The organism is Bacteroides uniformis (genome assembly GCF_025147485.1).
GTDB lineage: Bacteria > Bacteroidota > Bacteroidia > Bacteroidales > Bacteroidaceae > Bacteroides > Bacteroides uniformis.
In genome coordinates this window covers 739,103-754,050 of the sequence record NZ_CP102263.1, presented here as the reverse complement: position 1 = coordinate 754,050, position 14,948 = coordinate 739,103, and the positions used below count along the sequence as shown (strand labels likewise).

Annotated in this window: 7 protein-coding genes; all 7 read right to left on the bottom strand. The window is 54.4% G+C overall.

Annotated features, from left to right (window positions below; translation table 11 throughout):
- Nucleotides 1-39: 39 nt before the first annotated feature.
- Complete coding sequence (gene bglX / locus NQ510_RS02910) at nt 40-2,376, bottom strand: beta-glucosidase BglX (protein WP_034525957.1); 2,337 nt, start codon at nt 2,374-2,376, stop codon at nt 40-42.
- A gap of 315 nt (nt 2,377-2,691) precedes the next feature.
- Nucleotides 2,692-4,212, bottom strand: coding sequence for a RagB/SusD family nutrient uptake outer membrane protein (locus NQ510_RS02905; RefSeq protein WP_005830332.1), 1,521 nt, complete (start codon nt 4,210-4,212; stop codon nt 2,692-2,694).
- Between the two features lie 80 nt (nt 4,213-4,292).
- Nucleotides 4,293-7,328, bottom strand: coding sequence for a SusC/RagA family TonB-linked outer membrane protein (locus NQ510_RS02900; protein ID WP_005830331.1), 3,036 nt, complete (start codon nt 7,326-7,328; stop codon nt 4,293-4,295).
- Between the two features lie 137 nt (nt 7,329-7,465).
- The gene (gene bglX, locus NQ510_RS02895; RefSeq protein ID WP_005830329.1) at nt 7,466-9,757 is read right to left on the bottom strand and encodes a beta-glucosidase BglX; all 2,292 of its coding nucleotides are present in this window, start codon (nt 9,755-9,757) and stop codon (nt 7,466-7,468) included.
- A gap of 119 nt (nt 9,758-9,876) precedes the next feature.
- On the bottom strand, nt 9,877-11,268 hold the full coding sequence (locus NQ510_RS02890) for a glucoamylase family protein (protein WP_034525906.1): 1,392 nt from the start codon (nt 11,266-11,268) through the stop codon (nt 9,877-9,879).
- A gap of 17 nt (nt 11,269-11,285) precedes the next feature.
- Complete coding sequence (locus NQ510_RS02885) at nt 11,286-13,385, bottom strand: family 43 glycosylhydrolase (RefSeq protein WP_005830326.1); 2,100 nt, start codon at nt 13,383-13,385, stop codon at nt 11,286-11,288.
- Nucleotides 13,386-13,397: 12 nt separating this feature from the next.
- Nucleotides 13,398-14,948, bottom strand: a complete 1,551-nt coding sequence (locus NQ510_RS02880) for a RagB/SusD family nutrient uptake outer membrane protein (protein ID WP_005830324.1) — start codon at nt 14,946-14,948, stop codon at nt 13,398-13,400.

The window sequence follows — 14,948 nt, the reverse complement described above, 5'->3', positions numbered from 1 at the left end:
GTTTTCTTGTTTTTAGAGTGCAATATTAAATATTTTATTTTATTTCAGTGTCAGTCGGGCTGTCTTTTCTGCCTGGCTGCTGCCACCTATCATCACATCGAAATCTCCCGGCTCGGCCACGTGGTTGAGGTCGTAGTCGTAGAAGCGGAGCAGCTCAGGGGTAATCTTGAAGGATACGGTCTTGCTTTCGCCCGCTTTCAGGAACACCTTTTCAAAGCCTTTCAGCTCGCGTACGGGGCGGGTAATGCTGCCTACGAGGTCGCGGATATAGAGCTGCACGACTTCTGCGCCGTCACGCTTGCCGGTATTGGTCACGGTGACTACGGCAGTGGTGGAGCCATTTTGTCCCATGACCGGGGTACTGAGGGCGATGTCGCTGTACCGGAAAGTGGTGTACGAGAGACCGTAGCCGAAGGGATACAGCGGCTCATTGTCCACATCCAGATAGTTGCTGCGAAACTTCTCGAACCATTTGCCTTCTGCCAGCGGTCGTCCGGTATTCTTATGGTTGTAGAACAAGGGTATCTGCCCCACGTTTTTCGGGAAAGTCATGGTCAGCTTACCGCTTGGGTTCACGTCGCCGAACAGCACGTCGCCAATGGCATAGGCCGCTTCGCTGCCACCGAACCATACGTTCAAGATGGCGGGCACATGTTCCTGCTCCCAGGTGAGCGTCAGCGGCCGGCCGGTGAAGAGGGTTAGTACAACGGGCTTGCCGGTCTTCAGCAAGGCCTCCAGCAGGGTGCGTTGCACGTCGGGGATGCCGAGGTCGGTACGGCTCGAGCTTTCACCGCTCATTTCGGAAGACTCGCCCAGGGCGGCTACAATCACGTCGGCACCGGAGGCCACCTTCAAAGCTTCGTCCAACAGTTTCTTATCCGTACGGTTGTCCCGGTTCAGCGAACGGCCGAATAGGGTGGCGCGTTCCTCGTAGGCTGCATCACTGATGAGGTTGCTACCTTTGGCGTAGGTGATGTTCACCCGGCTGGCTGTCATCTCCTTCAATCCTTCGTACAGAGAGGGATAGTCGTCCAGGCGTGCGGCAACACTCCAGGTACCGGGCATGTTGCTGCGGGTATTGCCCAGGGGGCCGATGACGGCGACGGTGCCTTGCTTCTCTAAGGGAAGGACGGGACGAGAAGACTTCTTGCCTTGTCCCTCAAAAGGTTCGTTTTTCAGCAGCACAAAGCTTTCGGCGGCAATCCGGCGGGCAGCGGCGCGGTGCTCGCGGGTGAAGATGTCGCGTGCGGGACGGCTGAGGTCGCAGTATTTGTAAGGGTCATCGAACAGCCCTAACTTGTATTTCGCTTCAAGGATGCGGCGGCAGGCTGCATCCAGCGTCTTCATGGTTATTTTGCCTTCGGTGAGCGACTTTTTCAACGTGCCTACGAAACCTTCGCTCACCATATCCATGTCCACACCGGCGTTGAGCGCACGGGTGGAAACGGTCTGCAGGTTGCCGATTCCGTGTTCCACCATTTCGGAGATACCGGTAAAGTCGGTCACCACAAAACCGTTGAAGCCCCATTGTTTGCGCAGTACATCTGTCATCAGCCAGTGGTTGGCGGTGGCGGGCACGCCGTCCACTTCGTTGAAGGAGGCCATCGCACTACCCACTCCGGCGCGGACGGCTGCTTCATAGGGGTACATGTATTCGTTGAACATGCGGTTGCGGCTCATGTCTACCGTGTTGTAGTCGCGTCCGGCTTCTCCGGCACCGTACAGTGCGAAGTGCTTGACGCATGCCATGATTTCGTCGTTCCGTTTCAGTTGGTCGTCCGGGTCTTTTCCCTGATACCCCAACACCATGGCGCGGGCGATGGCACCTCCGAGGAACGGGTCTTCTCCCGACCCTTCGGATACACGTCCCCAGCGTGGGTCACGGCTGATGTCTACCATCGGACTGAATGTCCATGAGATACCGTCGGCACTGGCTTCTGTAGCGGCTATGCGGGCAGACTGCTCGATGGCTGCCATATCCCACGTGCAGGAGAGGCCGAGGGGGATGGGGAAGATGGTCTCATAGCCATGTATCACATCCATGCCGAACAGTAGGGGGATGCCCAGGCGGGAATTCTCTACGGCCAGTTTCTGTACGTCGCGTATCTTGGCCACTCCTTTCAGATTGAAAAGCCCTCCCACGAGCCCCTGCTCAATCTTCTTGGCCACGTCGCTGCTCTTTGCCTGACCGGTAGTGATCTCTCCGGTCACGGGCAGGTTGAGCTGGCCGATTTTCTCTTCCACAGTCATCCGGCGCATCAGTGCGTCGATGAAGCGGTCCATGTCCTGCGGAGATTTCTGCGCCTGCACGGTGGCGGTGACACCTATTAAAGCGGTCGCGAGCAGCAGACTTGTTCTCTTGAAAATTTTCTTCATATTCATATTGAATTAATTGTTTGTAAGTATGTTCCCTTCATTGTTTTTAGATTGCCGTCACTCTATTGCAGTGGCGCTATGACTTCTTTGCAACGGTGCTGCAATTTCTCTGCAGTGATACTGCAAACGATTTGCAGCGCTACTGCAACTGCTTTGCAGCGACACTGCAACTGTTGTGCAGTGCTACTGCAACACTTTTGCAGTGCCACTGCAAAAAGTTTGCAGCTCTTTGCAGTAGCAATGCTTTGATTGATAGCAAGTTATAAAACAGACCTTTTGCCATTGATTGGGTCGGCTGTTTCCTTTGGCCGGGTATCAATAGTCGGGGTTCTGTACCAGTACTCCGTTCGATTTGTCTATCTCTGTCTGGGGCAGAGGCAGCAGCGCATTCTTGTCCTGGTAATTCTTTCCGGCAGCTTGCAGCACTTCTTTGGCAATGCCCCAGCGCACGAGGTCGTAGAAGCGGTCGGGTTCCAGTGCCAGCTCTACGCGGCGTTCGTGGCGAATGGCGTCACGCAGCACAGACTGGCTGGCAGATTCTACCTTCGGAAGCACGTCTGCCAGTGTGCCGCGGGCATGGGCGCGTACTTGTTCCAGATACCCGGCGGCTTCGCCCGTCAGCCCTTTCTCGTTGGCGGCTTCGGCAGCCATCAGCAGCACGTCCGGATAGCGGATGAGGCGGATGTTTACCCAGAAACCCATACGGCTGTACTTGCGGCGCAGTGTCGGGTCCGTGTAGGCCTTCTTGTTGAAGTAGGCACCCATGGCGGTGGATACGGGTGACTCGCCATAAGGCTGGTTGGTATTCTCCGGTGTGATGGGCTCGTCCGTGCTGCGGCGGAAGTAGAGCAATGTGGCGTTCCGGCGCGGGTCGCCCGGCTCAAAGGCTTCTCCCATCAGTTTGGTGGCCATGTGCCAGCCCCATCCCAGGTCCCACTCGCCGGCTCCGCGCACCCCTTGCACCTGGCAGAACTGGCTGCCGATGCTGGCATCCTCTTTCATGGCATCGGTGGCTTCGCATTGCAGTTCGAAGATGCTCTCGCCGCAGTTTTCCCCTTCTACGGTGAAGACTTTGTCGACCGGTGTATTCAGGTTGTAGATGCCCGACTTTATCACTTCGGTGGAGGCTGTGTACATATTGTCCCAATCGTTCCGCATCATATAGGTGCGTGCGTGCAGGGAGCGTGCGGCGCCCCAGGTCAGCCGTCCCGTATAGTCGCTGTCCCACCGCAGGGGCAGGCATTCTTCGGCTTCGGTCAGGTCTTTGTCAATCTGTTCGTATATCTTTTCCGCCGTGGTCTTGGGCACGTTGGCATCGGAGGCTTCCACTACCTTGATGGTGACCAGCGGCACTTCGCCAAAGGCGCGTACCAGGTTGAAGTAGCACCAGGCACGGAAGAAGAGCGCTTCGCCGCGGTTGCGGATGGCTTCGGTGTCGTCCTTGTGTCCGCTCTTCTCAATGTCGTCCAGGATTTCGTTGCACTGGTAGATGATTTTGTAGTTCTGTCCCCAATAGGCGCTGAGCGGCCCGTTGGAGGCAGTGTATTCGAAGTCGTCCCACATGGCGGCCTCGTTGCTGCCGTCGCCGGCGTCACTGCCTTTCTCGGAGTCCTCGCTGCGCACCATGTGCACCATAAAAGCAGGAATACCGGCAGTGATGTCGTACGAGCGCATCAGGTAGTAGACGTTGAATATCTTCCCGCCTACAAGGGCGTTGGGAGAGTCATCTTCCGTGAACTGCCCCAGCGGATCGCGGTCCAGGAAGTCGTTGCAGGATGTCAGTGAGAGGGCTGTTGCACCCACCAGCAATGTAAATATGTATTTTATCAGTTTCATAAATTTATATTTTTCATTCCCCGTTCCCTTTGAAGGAGTCGGGGGAGGTTTGAAGTTACTCTTTTTTAGGGGAGAGGCTTTTAGAACGTCAGATTAAATCCGAACGTATAAATCGCCGGCATCGGATAACTGCCGTCGTCCACCCCGAAGGCGATGGCACTTCCGCCCAGTTCCGGGGTATATCCGGTGTTGTGCTTCCACGTCTTCAGGTTCTGTATGTTCACGTAGAGCTTCAGCGCCTGCATGCCTATCTTCGAAATCAGCGCCTTGTCGAAGTTGTATGCCAGCGACACGTTACGGATGCGGAAGAACGAGCCGTCCTCTATGTAATACTCGGAGTTCAGATTGTTGATGGTATGCTTGGTGTTCAGCAGCGGCTGGGTGTTGCTGGTCCCTTCACCGTGCCAGCGGTCCATGCGTTGCTCCATAAAGTTGAACTGGCTCCAGTTGTAGTTGTCCCAGGTACGGTAAATCTGATTGCCGCCTTGTCCCATCATGTCAACGGCAAGCTCCCAGTTCTTGTAGCCCAGGCCGAGCGTGAAGCCGTAGGTGACATCGGGTGTAGGATTACCAATCATCGTACGGTCTGCCGTGGTGATTTCACCGTCACCGTTCACGTCGCGGAATTTCAGGTCGCCCGGGGTGACGGTTGCCAGTGTGTTCTTGGGAGAGTGCTCAATCTCCTCCTGGGTCTGGTAGACGCCTTCCACCTTGTAGCCGTAGAAGTAGCCGATGGGGTATCCTGCCATTGTGTAGCTCTGCTGCTTGTCTCCGGCTATGATGGAGTAGCCTTCCTGCACGAGGCTCAGTACCTTGTTCTTGATGGTGGCAAGGTTCATTCCGATGTTGTAGTTCCAGTCGCCTATCCGGTCGCGCCAGCTCAAGGCAAGCTCTACGCCCGAATTCTCGATGGAGCCAAGGTTTCCGATACCCGGTACGGTGCCCGAGATGCCCGGCACTTCGGCCAGCAGGTCTTTGGTTTTCTTCTTGTAGTACACCCCTTCAAAGTGCAGGCGGTTGCGGAGGAAGTTGGCTTCTGCACCGGCTTCCCAGGCTTCCACCTTCTCCCAGCGCAGTTTGGGGTTGGGCAGGTAGGCAAGCTGGTAGCCCGGATAGATGGCAGACGGGGTGCCGAACACGGCGGAGTAGGCATTCGTCAGCAACGGTTCGGCGGGATAGGCGCGGTCCAGGTTCTGGTTGCCCAGTGTGCCCCATGAGCCTTTCAGTTTCAGCATATCCAGCCAGGTGATGTCCTTCATCCATGCTTCCTCGCTCATCAGCCAGCCCAGGCCGACGGAGTAGAAGTTCTGCCACTGGTTGCCGGTGTAGGAGAAGGCGGAAGAACCGTCGCGGCGGTAGGAGCCGTTGAACAGGTACTTGCCCTTGTAGTTGTAGAGCACGCGTGCCAGCACGGACACGGTGGAGCGCTCCCACTGCGTACTGCCGTTGGTGGCGGTGGCTGCGTCGCCGATACTTACGTACCATTTGTCGGGATTGTCCGGAATGACCAGGCCTACCCCTTGGGTACGGGCGCCGTTCAGATTCTCGAGCTTGTTGTAGTAGGTGGTGAAACCGGCTGTGGCCGTCACGCTGTGGTCTCCCCAGGAGTTGGTGTAGGTCAGCAGATAGTCGCTCTGTACCTTCATTTCCGTTTCTTTGGCTTGGGACACTCCGGTCTTGCCGTTGCCCAGCGTGGCTATGTCTCCCTCGACGCTTGCGTCATATACCTGGATAACCGGGGTGTATGTCCGTGTGCTGTTCGAGGCATAGTCCAGGGAGAACATGGCCTTGAACTGGAAGTGTTTCAGGAAATCCCATTGCCCGTACACGTTGCCCGAGCCACGGTAGTTCTCGGCTTTCGTGGTATTCGCCTTCAGGTCTACGTCCACCATCGGGTTGTTCATCTGTGCCTTCTGGAATCCGGGCAGTGAGGTGTAGAGGCCGTACTCGGAGTTGAATACATGCGCCACCGGAGCTGCGCGCAGGGCTGTAGCCACACTCTTCGTGTCGGCGGGCAGCATGCGTGCCCCGTTGAATTGGAAACCTACCTTGAGGTTGTCCGTCATTTTATAGTCGTTGCTGATGTTCAGCGTGATTTTGCTGTACTTCTCGTGCTTGATGTTGCCTTGCTCGTAAGCATAGCCCGCACCGAGATAGAAGCTGTTCTTGTCCGAGGCACCCGTGATGCTGATGTTGTTGTTGGTGATGAACCCAGTCTGGAAGATTTCATCCTGCCAGTTGGTGTTTCCCGTCCAGTCCGAGAAGTTGTATTCCGGGTTGCCTTCATTCCTCAACTGTTCGTTGTACAGCAGTTTGAAGCCTTCGGCATCCGTCAGTGCAATTTTGTCGGTGATGGACTTGAAACCGAACGAGCCGTTGATATTGACGCGTGTCTGTCCCTCTTTCGCCTTCTTGGTGGTGATGATAATCACGCCGTTGGCACCGCGCACACCGAAGATGGCGAGCGACGACGGGTCTTTCAGTATCTCCATGGATTCGATGTCCTGCGGATTCAGGAAGTTGATGTTGTCGTTGAACAGTCCGTCCACCACATAGAGTGGCTTGTAGCCGTTGATGGAGTTTGTTCCGCGTACACGGATTTCCGGGTCGGAGCCTGCCTTGCCGGAGTTTATCACCTGCACGCCGGCAATCTTTCCTTGCAGTGCGGATACGGGGTTGACCACCGGCTTGTTGGCGATTTCGTCGCCTTTAATGTTGGTGATGGAGCCCGTAAGGTCTCGCTTCTTGGCGCTGCCATAACCGATGACAACGGTTTCGGCCAGCATCTGCGAGTCGTCTTTCATCTGGACGTTGATTACCGACTGGCTGCCTACCTTGACAGCTTGCTTCACCATGCCTACATAGGAAAAATCCAATGTGTTCTCCGGGGTGGCCTGGATGGAGTACCGGCCGTCTATGTCGGTAATCACGCCATTGGAGGTTCCCTGCACCAATACGGTGGCACCAATCAGCGGGTCACCCAGGGCATCGGTCACGGTACCGGTTACTGTTTTCTCCTGCGCCGATGCGGCGACACTTGCCAGCAGGCACACCGTCAGAAATAGGTTTCTCAGTCTTCCGGTTTTCTTCTTGGGAAGGTTTAGGTTCTTCTTCATTACATTGATTTTTTAGTGGATAAATCATTCAGTTTCTCCTCTGAACAATCAAAATGCAAAAAAGATTTGGTGACGGTGTTAAAAAAGGGCAGCCCGGTTTTCGCGGACTGCCCTCTTACCTAAAAGCAAAACTATACCTATTTCAACTCAAAACTCGTAGTCTTTACATCGCGGCTGTTGGGTCCAATCATTACATGGAACTCGCCGGGTTCGTATACATACTGTATGTCGTAGTTGTAGAACTTCAGCAATTCGGGGGTAATGGTGAAGGTCACCTGCTTGCTTTCGCCTTTTTTCAGGTGGATGCGCTCGAAGCCTTTCAGCTCTTTCACGGGGCGGGTAATGCTGCCCACCAAGTCGCGGATATAGAGCTGTACGATTTCATCTGCATCGTAGTTACCCGTATTGGTTACGGTTACGGAAGCGGTCAGCTTGCCGTCCGCATTCAGTTGCTTGGAGCTGAGCGTGATGTCACTGTACTGGAAGGTGGTGTAGCTCAAGCCATAGCCGAAAGGATACAGCGGGTCGTTGCTCACATCCAGGTAGTTGCTGCGGAACTTCTCGAACCATTTGCCTTCTTTCAGAGGACGGCCGGTATTCTTGTGGTTGTATGCCATAGGCAACTGGCCCACATTCTGCGGGAAAGTGGTGGTCAGCTTACCGCTGGGGCAAACGTCTCCGAACACTACGTCGGCAATGGCGTCTGCAGCTTCACTACCTCCGAACCATACATTCAGGATGGCAGGAACATTTTCATTCTCCCAAGTCAGCACTACGGGACGTCCGGAGAACAATACCAATACTACGGGTTTGCCCGTTTTCAGCAATGCTTCCAGCAGGTGGCGCTGTGCGTCCGGCATTTCCAGTTCGGAACGGCTACTGCTCTCACCACTCATCTCGGAGGACTCGCCGAGGGCGGCTACAATGACATCGGCTTGTGCGGCTACTTTCAGGGCTTCGTCCAGCAGTTCTTGGTCATTGCCACGGGGCAGTTCACGGCCGAACATCGTGGCGCGTGTCTGGTAGTCGGCATCGTACATCAGGTTGCTGCCTTGTGCATAGAGAATGTTGGCCTTGGAGCCGACAGAATTCTTGAAACCTTCCAGCAGGGTGCTGTATTTGTCTGCTGTGGCTGCCACACTCCAAGTGCCCGGCATGTTGGCACGGGTGTTGGCAAGCGGGCCAATCAAGGCGATATTGCCTTTGCGTTGCAAGGGCAGCAGATTGTCCTGGTTCTTCAGCAGTACGAATGTCTCTGTGGCAATCTGGCGGGCGATGGAACGGTGTTCGGGAGTGAACACTTCTTTTTCGGCACGCTTCACGTCGCAGTATTTATACGGATTGGCAAACAGTCCCAGCTTGTATTTGGCTTCTAGGATGCGTCGGCAGGCTTTGTCAATGTCGGCCTCGGTCACTTTGCCTTCTTTCAGAGACTTTTCCAGTGTGCCGATAAATCCGTCGGCTACCATATCCATGTCTGTTCCGGCGGTCAGGGCACGTGCGGATACTTCCTGCAGGTCACCGATTCCGTGGTCTATCATTTCGGAGATGGCTGTATAGTCTGTCACCACGAAGCCATCAAAGCCCCATTGGTTGCGCAGAACGTCGGTCAGTAGCCAGTGGTTGGCAGTGGCGGGTACGCCGTCAATTTCATTGAAGGAGGTCATTGCGCTACCCACACCGGCTTCTACGGCAGCCTTGTAGGGAGGGAAGTATTCGTTGAACATACGGTTGCGGCTCATATCCACCGTGTTGTAGTCGCGGCCGGCTTCTCCGGCGCCATACAGTGCGAAGTGCTTTACGCAAGCCATTATCTCGTTGTTGGCACTCATATCCTTGCCCTGATAACCGCGAATCATGGCTTGTGCAATGGCTGAACCCAGGAAGGGGTCTTCACCGTTGCCTTCTGATACACGTCCCCAACGGGCATCGCGGCAGATGTCCACCATCGGGCTGAACGTCCAGCAGATACCGTCTGCACTCGACTCAATGGCGGCGATACGGGCCGATTTCTCTATAGCCTCCATGTCCCAACTGCACGAGAGTGCCAAGGGGATGGGGAATACCGTTTCGTAACCGTGAATCACGTCCATACCGAACAGCAAGGGGATGCCCAGGCGGCTGTTCTCTACGGCAAGTTTCTGCACTTCGCGGATGTTCTTCACGCCTTTCAGGTTGAACAGACCTCCGACTTCACCGTTGCGGATTTTACCGGCAACGTCGCTGCTCTTGGCTTGTCCGGTGACGATGTTTCCCGTTACCGGCAGGTTGAGCTGACCGATTTTCTCGTGCAGCGTCATTTTGCCCATCAGCTCCGTAATGAATTTATCCATCTCCTGCGGATTGCCTTGGGATGTGTTTTCTTTGGGCGTTGCCGTCACGGTGAGGGCAGAGAAAGCCAAGGCTGCTAATAATGTGTATTTCTTCATATGATATAATTTTGATTATCCCCTCCGGCCCCCTGAAGGGGGAGGGGAATAGTGATATAGAAATTCAACTTAAGCTTAGCTGCTCCATCATGTCGCATACTAACTTCAATCGTAAATCCCTAAGCCTTAAATCCCAGCTTCTGCAATCCTTCCTGAACCTCGGGACAGCTCATGAAGAGTTTCCACAACAAGCCGGAACGATAGTTCTCAATCATCGGGGCAATGGTGCATTGGTCGATGGCAAGATAGCGGGGCACCGTCCAGTCACTTCCCTCGGAGAAGGCATCGTAGAATCCGTACTTGCCCCAAATCCAGTCGCCTTTGGAATAGAAATACTTCAGTGCACGCATGGATTCCTCCGGTGTGTAGGGAAAACTGGACAAGGCTGCTGTCGGTGTGATGACACCATGGTCGTTGTCGCCCGGGCAGTGGGCTGCATAGCCTTTGGTAGAGTAGCTGGCGGTCAGTCCCCAGCAGTCCTCGCCGTAACCTTTGTATTGTTTGGGATTCTCCACGCAGTAGCGGTAGTTGGAGAGGGCATGGTTGCGCACCACGTTCCAGTAGTTGGCATAGCGGTCGCTCAGGTTGCGCGGGTCCAGACCGATGTGCGAGTATTGTGCCCAGAACAAGGGACCGCCCAGTTTCTCGGCTCCGTTGTGTTTCAATTCCAAAGGCAGGCCGTAGGGGGCAGAGTCGGACTTGATGCCGCCGCCGCGTGCCCAGCCGTTGTGGTAGGCTGAAGCCGGAACGGGATAAGTGGGGGAGGAGGCTGCGAGCACATACACAATCAATGCTTCGTTGTAGCCTTCCAGCGGGAAGTTCATTTCCCAGTTGTATTCGGGAGACCAGTGCCAGTAGATGACATCCTTGCCATTCTGATACCAGCTGAACTCCATCTCTTTCCACAATTGGTCAATCTTCTCTGCCAGCGCCTTTTCCTGCTCGTTGCCGTCGCGGAAGTATTGGCGTACGCAAAGCAAGCTTTGCATCAGGAAGCAGCTTTCCACCAAGTCTCCGCCGTTATCTTTTTGTCCGAAAGGTTTCACCTTGCCGGTAGGGCCGTACAACCAATGGGGCCATACGCCGTGGAAGCGGTCGGCGCGTTTCAGGTAATCGGCAATCTTGGTCAGGCGCTTCACGCCTTCTTCCCTGGGGATGAAGCCGCGTTCGATGCCTACCAGCAGTCCGGCTATACCAAATCCGCTGCCGCCGGTGGTGACAACATTCTGGTCCTTTTCGGGATAATCCCCATCCAGGTGGATGCGTTCGCGTGCCAGTCCGGAGGTCGGTTCCGCACCGTCCCACATGTAGTTCAAATGTACCTTCTGGATGTAATCAAGCATTTCGTCATCCGAAGCGAATGATTCGGGACGTACTTCCTCTGTGTCGGGCTTTTCCTCTTTTCCGTTCTCTTTCCCGTTTTCCTTCAAGTCGGAAGAGCAGGATGCACAGCCCGCCAATGTGGAAATCAGGAACAAAGCCAGCACATGTATCATTATTGGTTTTTTCATATCTTTATTTCTTGTGTTTAATTTTTTGTCGTCTTGCACAATGGCGAGCGGCCGTTTTCGTTCAGCGCCTCGATAGTGAAGTAATAGTCCGTGTCCGCATCCAGTCCGCGGAAGTCATATTCCGTCTGTCCCAGTACCGTGATGGCATTGTACATCTTGCCTTCGGCGGTGCCGTAGTAGATGTTGTAGCCATAGGCGCTTGCTTCGGGTTGCCAGGAGATAAGGGCATTCCGGCGGTCTTTCCTGTCACGTTTCACAGTCAGTCCTTTCACGGCTTGCGGGACATCGCCGTCACCGTTCCCGAAGACGCGGAAGCCGGACAAGGCGACATTTCCCGTAGGCATGTGCACATTCTCGTATTTCAGATAACGGGCACGCAACGGCTCGTTGAGCTCGATGTAGTCGTGCGGACAATCCTTGTCACTGTCGCTCTTGTCTATGACCAATGTCCATTCTTTTCCGTCTTCGGAAGCAAAAATACGGTATTGGTGATAAATATCCATGGCACGGTTGTATTGAACCGCTTTATGGTCGTAGAAGTTCAACTGCACGGCACGTACATTCTTTGTACTGCCCAGGTCTATCCCGGCCCATTCGCCGGGGTTGCCGGAACGGGCTGCCCAGTAGGTGCGCATACTTTCGTCCGTCAGGTTGGAAGCTGCATGGATGCTATCCGTAGATGATACCTCCACCGGTTTGCCGTAGGACAGAAGCATCCATCCCGTGAAACGCTCTGCAGGGTTCTTTACGTCCATCGGTTCTGCCCAGTTGGGATAATCGCCGAAGGCAGTGGACGAATACATGACACCATCCTTGTCGAAAGCCACCGGATAAAGACCGATGCGGCGTTCGAACTTGTACTTCAGGGAGAGCATGCAGGTGGCCACGTGCCAGTAATTGCCTTTCACGTCGCAGAACGTGCCTCCATGACCGGCACCTTGCACATAACCGCCCGGCTTGTAGCACATCGGGTTATGCTTCTGGTAGACAAACGGGCCCAGCGGGGAATCCGAAACATATACGCCATCGGCATAGACTTTGAATTCAGTGCCCGGAGCACCATATTGGAAATAATATTTGTCATTGTGTTTGGTCATGTAAGCGCCCTCTGTGAATGGGCGGAGTGTCACTTCATCGTCATTGTTCATGCCGAAACGTTCCCAGCCGTGTTCTTCGGGGCGGAGCATCATGACATCGTGAATCTTGCTGATGGGGTAGAAATCATTCCGGTCCAGTTCTACCGCTTTCAAGGGATATTCATTGCTGGAGCCATAGTACAGATACAATCTGCCGTCGTCGTCCAGAAACAGACAAGGATCCCATGAAGGAAGTACGTTCTTTTCGATGGCACGTTTGAAACGTCCCGTTTTGGGATGCGTGCTGTACCACACGGCCAGACCTTCGTAGGTGGAGCCGGTATAGAACAGCGTGTCGCCGCTTACATAGGCGGCCGGCGCACACTGGTCATCGTCCGTAGGCTTGCGCTGGAAGCTGGCAGGAACGAAATCCCAATCCACCAGGTTCTTGGAATAATGAAAACCGCCCTGGTTGGTGGAGAACAGAAAATATTCTCCTTTGTATTCCACAGCCATCGGGTCGGCAGAGGAACGGAACGAACCGTTGGGACGCACATTGTTGTTGAAAGGCTCGAAGTTGTAACTGATGTTCATCGGATTGCAGAAGGTGCGCGACAGAGGCGCCTGTGGGTCATACCACCGGGTCGCCTGGGCGGGGCGGCAGATTGCGGTTGCCTTGTGTACCTCTTTTTCCATCACTACCTCAATATCGGTTTCATCCAGTGCCAGGATTCTGTTCACTATCTTTTTCCCGGGATAGTAGACATACAGGTGCACGTCGTTCTTCGCTCCTTTGATGGCAAAGCTGCCGTCGTGGGCAGTGGTATTGTGCATGGGACTTGCGAAGAACATGACTGTGGCGCCTGCGAGTGGCTGGCGGTTGGTGTCCAGTACGTGTCCTTTTACGATACGGTCTTGGGTTACAGTGATGTAATAGTCACTGACTTGCCCCTTCACCACTTTGATGGAATCGTCAGGGGTTGCCTTTGCCGCCAGAGCGGCAAAGGCTATTCCACAACTGATTAGGAATCTTTTTACCATATTGGAACGGATTTATTCGGCAATTCCGTCAATGGGTTCCAGCTTCAAATCAGGAAGGTCGTCCAACTGGTTGGCCGGTATGGGCCAATAAGTCTTTTCTGCTGTCCATCCTTTGGGACCGAGTACGGTGGCGGCATCGCCGGTACGCACCAAGTCCACATAACGGGCACACCATTCGCCGCAAAGTTCCATCCGGCGTTCGTCCATCACGTCTTTCAGGGTAACACCGGTTTTGGTGCTCATGCCTGCACGCCGGCGCACTTCGTTGTAGCCTGCGTCTCCATCCTTGCCCAGTCTGACTTTGGCTTCGGAGTTCATCAGCAGTACTTCGGCATAGCGGATGATACGCACATTATTGTTGGCTCCGTAGGTTGTACGTGGAAGAGTCATCTGATTGTAGGGAAGGTAACCTTTGCCGTTCCAACAGTCGGTCTTGGTGGCCGATGTGGGACCTACCTGCCAACCCTCGCGCGTCTTGCTCAGGGCTTTCAGGAAAGAAGTTTCGGCACGCACACCTTCGCCACGGGCTTCGGCCCATGCCACGAACTCGGGTTCATAGCCTATGAAATTCCAGCCGCCTATGGACTTGGTGCCTTCGGCTTGCTTGTAGCTGATGGTACCGTCTGCGTTCACTACTTCATCATACCTCTCTGCCATGTTCGGACCCTGGAAATTGAACCATTGGTCTACGCCCAGGTAATCGCCGGAACCATTGCCGTAGTCTGTTACCTGGCATTCGAACAAAGATTCGTCACACAACTTTCCGGGAATTTTGAACAGCTGGTAGAAGTCGTCGTAGAGACGGAATCCACCGTTCTTGATGATGTCATCGGTCAGTGTCTCCACTTGTGCATAGTCTCCTTTCAGCAGATAGATGCGGGCGGCCAATGCTTGGGCGGTGAAGGCTGTCACGGCTCCCTTGTGTTCCATCTGGTTGGGACGCATGCGGGGCAGTTTGTCGATGGCGTAGTTCAAATCTTCCAGCATATAATTATATACGGCCTCTACGGTAGAACGGCGAAAATCGGTCTGCAGGTTGTCACGGTAGATGACGGTGGGACCGAAATTGGTCACCAGACAATAGTAGGCCCATGCACGGATGGTACGTACTTCGCCGCAATAGGATTCGTAGGTTTTGTAATCTTCGCTTCCTGCAGCAAGATATTCGGCATAACCGTCGAGGCTTTGCAGGGCGGCATTGGTGATGCGGATGATGTCGTAGAAGTTCATCCATACCTGGTTCAGTGCCCAGAATGAGTTGTTGTAGTTGAACTTGCGTCCGAAGGCCACGGCATCGCCCTGGTCATCGGTACGGCCCGACCACACGTCACCGTCGCGGGTGAACATCAATAGCGCGTTGCACCAGTGCATGCCCTGTGTGCGTACTTTGGAGTAGGCACCCACTACGGGTTGGTACATATTGTTCTTGTTGGTAAAGTCCACGCCTTGTTCGGGAACTTTGTTCTCCGGATCGATTTCTATGAAATCGGTGCAAGCGGTAGCTCCTCCCAGTACCATCATGGCCGGAAGTATATATGCGAATGTTTTCTTTAAGAATTTCAT